At 71.2% G+C, this 8027-nt stretch carries 3 protein-coding genes; 1 reads left to right on the forward strand and 2 read right to left on the reverse strand.

Features of this window, described 5'->3' with window-relative positions:
• The first annotated feature begins 260 nt into the window (after window positions 1-260).
• Window positions 261-455 (forward strand): hypothetical protein, encoded by a 195-nt coding sequence (locus tag B1H55_RS11640; protein ID WP_077240724.1) that lies wholly within the window; start codon window positions 261-263, stop codon window positions 453-455.
• 182 nt (window positions 456-637) lie between these two features.
• Here B1H55_RS11640 and pulA (B1H55_RS11645) read toward each other — a convergent pair whose 3' ends face one another.
• Window positions 638-3484, reverse strand: a complete 2847-nt coding sequence (gene pulA, locus B1H55_RS11645) for a pullulanase-type alpha-1,6-glucosidase (RefSeq protein WP_077240725.1) — start codon at window positions 3482-3484, stop codon at window positions 638-640.
• Window positions 3485-3699: 215 nt separating this feature from the next.
• Window positions 3700-7767, reverse strand: coding sequence for a pullulanase-type alpha-1,6-glucosidase (pulA, locus tag B1H55_RS11650; protein WP_077240726.1), 4068 nt, complete (start codon window positions 7765-7767; stop codon window positions 3700-3702).
• Window positions 7768-8027: the final 260 nt, after the last annotated feature.

Below are 8027 nucleotides of genomic sequence, written 5' to 3' on the forward strand. Positions count from 1 at the left end.
GACTCCACGAGCGCGCCACCGCCCTCGACGGAACCCTCACCCACACCACCACCGACCACCACTGGACCCTCACACTCACCCTCCCACTCGGCCCCACTTGAGATCCGCCCAAGAGCTTCGGAACCTCCCGAGACCGTCCCGAGACAGGCCGGTCCTACAAAAGGATGAGACCCCTTGACCCTTGGGGCGATGCCGTTGTCCCATGAGCCCGTAAGAATGGAGCCATAACAGAGTTCCCTGACCCCAACATAGGAGATACCGTGACCCGTCGTCGCTCCCTGGCAGGCGCCCTCCTCGCCGCTTCCCTTCTCACCGCTGTCGCCCCGGCCGCCTCGGCCGCTGAGGCGGGCCCCAAGGCTCCCCAGGCCGTCTCCCAGTTCGACCAGTCCGGCAACGCGGCAGCCCCGGCCTACTGGTACATCCGCTGCGCCTACTTCATGGGCTGGCTCTGCTGAGCTAGCACCCCATATACGTTCACCTTCCTGTGCGGAGCGCGGGCCCGTCTCTTCGAGACGGGCCCGCGCTATTTCTCAGCGTCCCTTCATCCCCCCGCGCCGCCCCCACGCTCCGCTCGCCCGCGGCCCCGGTGACGCAGTGATGCCGCGGATAGCGGGTGAGGGCAGGGATCGTCCGCCGCTCAGGGCTCGATGAGCACCGCCACCGTGCGCGCGGGGACGCGCAACTCACCCGTCGTCGGGTCGAAGGCCGTGCCCTTGACGATGTCGTCCGCGCCCCCGGCCTGAATCGGGCTGAGGAGGAATCCGCGCCCCGTCATGGAGCTCGGGCGCACCACCGCCTCCTGGGCTCTCGCGTTGATGACCACGGCGAGGCCGTCGAGGGTCGGGTCGAGATCGGCGGGCCCTGCGCCGTCGTCGATCACCATGACGATGACGCCCGGATCGCCGGTGAACGGGAAGGAGACCCGCTCCCGAATGAGCCAGGCGCTGCCCAGCGCCAACAACGGAGTGGAGCGCCGCAGCCGCAGGAAGTCGAGGCACTGGGCCCGGGTCGCGACGATGCGCTCGGCAGTGGGCCGCAGCCCGGGGCGGGTGAGCAGCCCGGCCTGCACGAGCCATCGGTCGAAGTTGCGCTCGGCGGGAGGAAGGCCCCGTCCCCAGCCATTGTCCGCGCAGGACCAGTCGAGGGCGTTGAAGTGGTCCCCGGAGTTGTAGGAATCGCGATCCAGGGACTTCGAGCGCAGCATCTCCGAGCCGGCCGCCCAGAACGACGGCGACTGCCCGAGCGCGACCACGCCCAGGCACAGTGCCGCCAGTCGGGCACGGGACTCCATCGGCTCATCCGGGTCGAGCTTGTAGGCGAGGATGTCGAAAAGGGTCTCGTCGTCGTGGGCGTCCACATAGTTGATGGACTCCACCGGCTCGGAGCCGAATGCGGCGGGATCGGTGCCGTAGTGCAGCTCGTCGCCGCGCACCCAGCGCCCGCGGCCGGAGTGGAGCACCACGTCGCGCAGGTTGCCCGCCAGGGCGATACGGATGAGATCGCCGCGCCAAACGAGGTCCGCCTCCCGGACGTCGGCGGGGCGAGTGTCATAGGGCGACGGCGCCTGCGCCAGGCCGGTCCCCAGCCCCTGGATCTCCCTCGGGTCGGAGTCCGTGACGCTCCCCCCGCGCAGGGCATCGCGCAGGCGATCGTTGAAGCAGCCGATACCGGTCCCGACCAACTGGCCCTGCCTGGCCTGGACGAAGAGCCTATTATCCCGCACCTCGCCGAAGCTCCAGCCCTCCCCGTAGAGGAAGGGCTCGTGGCCGATCGCCTCGGCCGCCTCGGCGCGCAGGGCCTCGCGCACGGCGCGCATCGTGGCGGCGGAGTAGTGCCCCATGAGGTCGAATCGGAAGCCGTCCGCCCGGTAGTCCCGCGCCCAGCGCACGCACATGTCGATCATGAGGCGCTCCGCCATGGCCCGCTCGGTGGCGATGTTGTTCGCGCAGGTGGAGTCCTCGATGGCGCCGGTGGCGTCGAGGCGGTGGTAGTAGCCGGGCACGATCCGGTCCAGCACGGAGCGCGGATCCTGCCCGCTGGCCGCGGTGTGGTTGTACACCTGGTCGAGCACCACCTGGAGGCCCATGGCGTGCAGGGCGCCGATCATCTCGCGCATCTCGATGATCCGGGCGCCACCGTCCTGGTGGCCGGCGCGCGCGTAGGAGCCCTCGGGAACGCCCCAGTGGTAGGGGTCGTAGCCCCAGTTGTAGGCGTCGTCGTCGGCGACGGCGGCGATCGCCGCCTGCGGGCGGCGCGAGGCCGGGTGGGCGCCGTCGGGGATGTCGGGAACGGACTGGGCGGCTCGGTCCTCCGGGATGGAGGCGATGTCGAAGGTCGGCATGAGGTGGAGCGTGTCGATGCCGGCCTCGGAGAGCTCGCGCAGACTGCGGGTTCCCGCGCTGTCCTCGCTGAAGGCGGCGTAGGTGCCGCGCGACTCGGCCGGGCAGGTGGGGTCGGCGGCGGAGAAGTCGCGCACATGGAGCTCGTAGATGGCGCGGGCGGCATCTCCCCCGAGCTCGCTTCCCGCAGCGGGGGCGGCCCGACTCGCCCAAGCGGCGGGGGCGAGCGCGGGATCGGCGAGATCGACGGCGATGCTGCGGCGCGAGTCCACGGTCAGGGCGGTGGAGTACGGGTCGGTGACGAGATTCGTCTCAATCCGCCCGGTGGCGGGGACGTAGACCCGGACCTCCCACAGGTACTGGTCGCCAGTGCTGATGCGAGGGCTCGCGGGCACCTCCCAGCGACCGTCCGACAGGCGCCGGGCAGGGGAGCGCAGGGGCTCGCCATCGATAAGGGGGACGGAACCGGTGGGGTCATCAGCGGCCCAGCTCAGGAGGGCGACCTCGACGGCGGTGGGCGCCCAGAGTGCGAAGGCGGGGCCCCCGCCGCGGCGACGGCCGTCCCGCTCCCACGTGGGGCCCAGCGGCGCGGAGCTGTTGCGGCTCGCGGCACCACCGTAGAGGAGGTCGAGGACCGGCCAGATCTGCACGCCGGTGCAGGCGGTGATCCAGTGGCCGACGGCGTCGGAGTTCACCGTGCGCTGCACGATCGTCAGCTGACCGGTGAGCGCCGCCTCCACGGCGTCGTCGGGCAATCGGGGCCCGGCGATGGCGTCCTGCGTGCTCAGTGCCAGGTAACCGGCCAGCGGCGGGTGCGTGGTGAGCGCCTCGGGGAGGACGTCGTCGATGATCCCGACGAAGACGAGGGGGACGACGAGGGCGCCGTCGCCGAGGCTGAGCAGGCCCTCGGCGACTGCGGTGCCACCGCGCGGGCTGGCGATGAGATCGAAGGAGACCGGCGGGCGCGCGGAAGAGCCCAGCTCGGATGGGAGCACGCCGGCGGGCAGGAGGTTCGCGGGCCAGGCGATGGTGGTGGTGTCGAGCCAGTAGGCGCGGGACTCGCCCGCGCCGGGGACCTCGTGCTTGACCGGTGCCTCGTGGTGGGCACTGGGCGCGGTGCGCCGACGCCCCTTCGCGTCCTTCATGGGCTCACCTTCCCATGCCCTCACCCCCACGATCCACCCCCTTCGCCGAGACCGGTTGATATCAGGAGGCCGGTTCTGTGTCCACAGGTGGGGGCGGTGCCTCGCGGCGGCCGTGGCCCCTGTGGATCGTGGACCGGTCTCGTTCCTGGTTCGGACCGGTCTCGCTCCTATTTTCGACCGGTCTCGACGATCAAGGGGGGGGGGAGGGGTGGGGGTTAGGGGGTCAGGCGGCCGGTGGCTGGGTCGAGGTAGTACCAGGACCCGGCGTCCTTGAGCCATCCGGTGCGCATCGCCCCCGTGCGGCCGTCCAGGTAGTACCAGGCGCCATTGATCCACTGCCAGCCGGCGGCCATGGCCCCGTCGGGGGCCAGGTAGTACCAGTGGCCGCCGGTGGCGATCCACCCGGTGATCATGTGACCCCAGGCGGGCTCAAGGAAGTACCAGTGCCCGCCCACGGCGGTCCAGCCGGTGGCCATGGCGCCATCGGGGCGCAGGTAGTACCACAGGGTCCCCACCCTCACCCAGCCGGTGGCCATGGCCCCGGTGGCCGGGTCGAGGTAGTACCAGGACCCAGCGTCCTTGAGCCAACCCGTGACAGCCTTGCCCGTGGCCGGGTCGACATACGTCCAGACGCTGCCGGACCACACCCACCCCGACGCCGACGGATCAGGCGCCGGACTCGGGCTGGGGGCGGGTGTCGGGTCGGGGCTCGGCGCGGGGCTCGGCTCCGGCGTCGGGCCAGGCTGCGGCGCCGCCCCCTGCTTCTCGGTGAGCACCGCGACGGTGCGCGCGGGCACGGTCACCGTGCCAGTGGCGGCGTCGAAGGTGGTTCCCTTGACGGCCTCATCAGCGCCAGCGGCCTGCACGTCCGACAGCGCGAAGCCCCGCCCGGCCAGTTCCGGGACCACCTGGGTGATCGGCTCATCCGAGGCGTTGAAGACGGTGAGGGCGCCCGCGAGCGCGGGGTCGGAGTCGACGCCGCCCGCGGAGCCGTCCGCGGGGTCGTTCACGAGCATGGTGATGACACCGGGGGCCTGCTCGGGCCCGGAGCCCGGGAAGCTCAGTTTGGCCTTGATGAGCCCGGCGTCGCCGAGGCTGAACAGGGGCGTGGAGGAGCGCAGCCGCAGCAGGTCCATGGACTGGGCCTGCGCGGCGGAGATATCCGCGGCCGACGGCTTGAGGCTAGGGTCCTGGAGCAGCGGCGTCATGATCGGCCACTTCTCACCGTTCTTGGACTTCACCGGCAGTCCCTTGCCGAAGCCGTTGTCCTGTCCGGACCAGTCGATGGCGTTGAAGTGGTCACCGGAGTTGTAGGAGTCGCGGTCGAGGGACTTCGATCGCAGGCCATCGGTTCCGGCCGCCCAGAACGACGGCGACTGCCCGAGCGCGACGGTGGCCAGGCTGACAGTGTTCATGCGGACGCGGTCTGCCATGGGGAGGTCGGTTCGGAGCTTGAAGACGCCAAGGTCGTAGAGGGTCTCATTGTCGTGGGCGTCGACGTAGTTGACCGATTCCTCGGGTGAGGAGGCGTATCCGGCCTTGGCCCCGTTGTAGTCGAGCTCGGCGCCGGTGCGCACGGTCCCGTCGGAGGCAGTGAAGGAGTAGTCGGAGAGGTTGCCGGCCAGGCCGATGCGCACGAGGTCGGTGCGGTGGGCGAGGTCGGCCTTCTGATCGGCCTCAGGGCGCGGGTCGAGCCCGTTGGGGTCGGTGACGGCGCCGGTCCCGAATCCCTGGAAGGTGCGGTGGTCGTCGTCGAAGGGGCCACCGCCGTGGACGGCGTCGCGCAGGCGGTCGTTGAAGGTGCCGATGCCGGTGCCGCCGAGCTGGCCCTGGGTGGCCTGCTGGAACAGGGCGTTGTTGGCGACCTCGCCGAAGTTCCAGCCCTCGCCGTAGAGGTAGATGGCCGAGCCGTCGACGCCGTCCTTGTCCGGGGTGAGGGCGCGCAGGGCATCGCGCAGGCGCACCATCGTGTCCCTGGAGTGGTGGCCCATGAGGTCGAAGCGGAAGCCGTCGACGTGGTAGTCACGGGCCCAGGTGACCACGGAGTCGATCATGAGGCGCTCCATCATGGCGTTCTCACTGGCCGTGTTGGAGCAGCAGGTGGAGTTCTCCACCCCGCCGTCGGCCTTGAGCCGCTGGTAGTAGCCGGGCACGACGCGGTCGAGGACGGAGGTCGCGTCCTGCCCCGAGGCGGGGGTGTGGTTGAAGACCTGGTCGAGGACCACCTGGTAGCCAGCGCCGTGGAGCGCGCCGACCATCTCGCGGTACTCCATGATGCGCGCCCCGCCGTTCTGGTTCTCGGCGGTGGCGTAGGAGCCCTCGGGGGCGGTGTAGTGGTAGGGGTCGTAGCCCCAGTTGAAGCCGTCGGTGTCCGCGGTGGAGACGACGGCGGCCTGCTGCTCCTCGCTGGCGGGACCGGCGTCGGGAACGGGGGCGGTCACCTGCTTGGCGCGGTCCTCGGGGATGGTGGCGATGTCGAAGGTCGGCAGGAGGTGGATGGTGTTCATACCGGCATCGGCGAGGGAGCGCAGGTGCTTCATGCCGTCGGAGTCGGACTGCGTGAAGGCGCGGTAGGTGCCGCGGTAGGCCTCCGGCACGGTGGCGTCGTGAATGGAGAAGTCGCGAACGTGCAGCTCGTAGATAGTGTGGGCGGCGTCGTTGGCGAGGGTCGGGGCGGTGGCGCTGGACCACTGCTGGGGGGCGAGCGACGGCGCGGAGGCATCCACGGCGACGGACCGAGTGGAGTCGGTGGTCAGGGCCGTGGAGTACGGGTCGGTGACGAGGTTGGTCTCGACCTTGCCTGTGGCGGGCACGTAGACCCGCACCTCCCACAGGTACTGGGAGCCCGCGGCGATGGCGCCGTCGGCGTTGTCCACGCTCCAGCGGCCGTCGGGCCCACGGGTGGCGGCGGTGCGCACGGCCTCGCCTCCCGCCTCAGGGGCGATGCCGGTCTCCGACGCCGTGCCCCAGGTGAGCAGGGTTGCGCTCTTGGCGGTGGGGGCCCACAGGTGGAAGGAGGGGCGCGCCCCGTCCCAGACGACGCCGAGCGGCGCGGAGCCGTCGCGGGCGCTGGCGGGGAAGAGGGCGTCGAGGGCGGGGGCGAGCTGGATGCCGGTGAAGGCGGTGGCGCCTGTGCCGTCCGCCCCCTGCTGGACGACGCCGACCTGCCCGGTGAGGGCCTCCTCCACCTGTGCTCGGGTGAGGGCGGGGGCGCCGTCGGCGCCGGTGAGGCTGGCGGCGATGTAGCCCCGGAGGTTCGGGTGGGCGAGGAGGACGGAGGCGGGTAGGTCCCCGGTGATGCGCAGCGGTGTGAGGGTGCCGCCGGTGACGGCTCCGTCGGTGACGGCGGCCCCGCCGTCGGGGGCGGTGACAAGGCTGAGCGAGATGGGAGCCCCGGGAACGGGCGAGCCCTGGGCGTCGACGACGGCGTCACGGCTCACCCCGGAGGGCAGGAGGCTGACGGGCCAGGCCAGGGTGGTCTCGTCGATCCAGTAGGCGCGGGATTCGCCGACGCCGGCGACGCCGGGGCTCGCGGTGGTGATGCCCAGGCGGTGGTCGGCGAGGGTGTAGGTGAAGTGGACCTGCTCGCCGGCCTTGGTGGTGAAGCTGTAGTTCTCCCCACCGGCGGCGCCGTCGACGCCGTAGTTCTCATCCCAGGCCAGGCCGTGGGCGACCTTCACCTGGTGCGTTCCGGCTGGCAGCGAGGAGGTGGAGTAGGACCAGGTTCCGTCGCCGTTGGGGTGCATGAGGGTGGCGAGGCAGGCGGGGGCCCAGTTGCCGCCCTTGTCGCCCTGGGCGCAGCCGAGCGCGGACTGGAAGTCGCCCGGCAGGGTGATGGTGGGGCCGTCAGTGGTGCTCCAGGCGCGGTGGGTGGCGGGGTCGTAGTAGAAGGTGATGGGCCCGCCAGCGGTGGTGTACTCGATGTCGCCGCCGCCGGGGGCGCCGTCTTTGCCGTAGTTGGTGTCCCAGGTGCCGCCGACGGCGACCTTGTACTGGTAGGTCCCGGCCGGCAGGGTGAAGGTACCCGTGTGGATGCCGGACTCGGGGTCCTTGGTGAGGGTGGCGGCAGCGCAGTCGGGGCTCCAGTCGGCGGCGCAGCCCATGGCCGTGTTGTGGGTGCCGGGCAGGGAGATGGCCTCGGCGTCGGGGGCCGCGGAGGCGGGCGGGGGCACGGTGAGCCCGGTGACCCCGAGGAGCGCGAGCGCCAGGCTGAGGGTGGCGAGCAGGCCTGTCAGGAGCGCCCGGGAGGTGGGCCGCGATTGTGGAGTGGAGGGATGGGGCATGGTCGTCTCCAAGGAACGTCGTTGTTCTTACCGGTCAGGGCGCCAGGGACAAGGTAAGTGTGCGCCCGCCTGCAAGATACTGCAAGCCGTTTCATGGAGGTGGTCCCGCGCGCCTCGCCCGCCGAGACCGGTCGAAATCATGATCGAGACCACTATGTTGGTTGTGGGTGGGTGGGTCTGACTCAATCGAGACCTGACGGCCCCTGGTTTGCGGGGTGTGTCCTTGGACCGGCCTGTCGGCCCTTGCCCGCCCACGGTTC

It is taken from the genome of Actinomyces denticolens, from assembly GCF_002072185.1.
GTDB lineage: Bacteria > Actinomycetota > Actinomycetes > Actinomycetales > Actinomycetaceae > Actinomyces > Actinomyces denticolens.

Coding starts and splice junctions, on each gene's coding strand:
- pulA (WP_077240725.1), bottom strand. CDS start 3,484: ATGAAGGACGCGAAGGGGCGTCGGCGCACCGCGCCCAGTGCCCACCAC.
- pulA (WP_077240726.1), bottom strand. CDS start 7,767: ATGCCCCATCCCTCCACTCCACAATCGCGGCCCACCTCCCGGGCGCTC.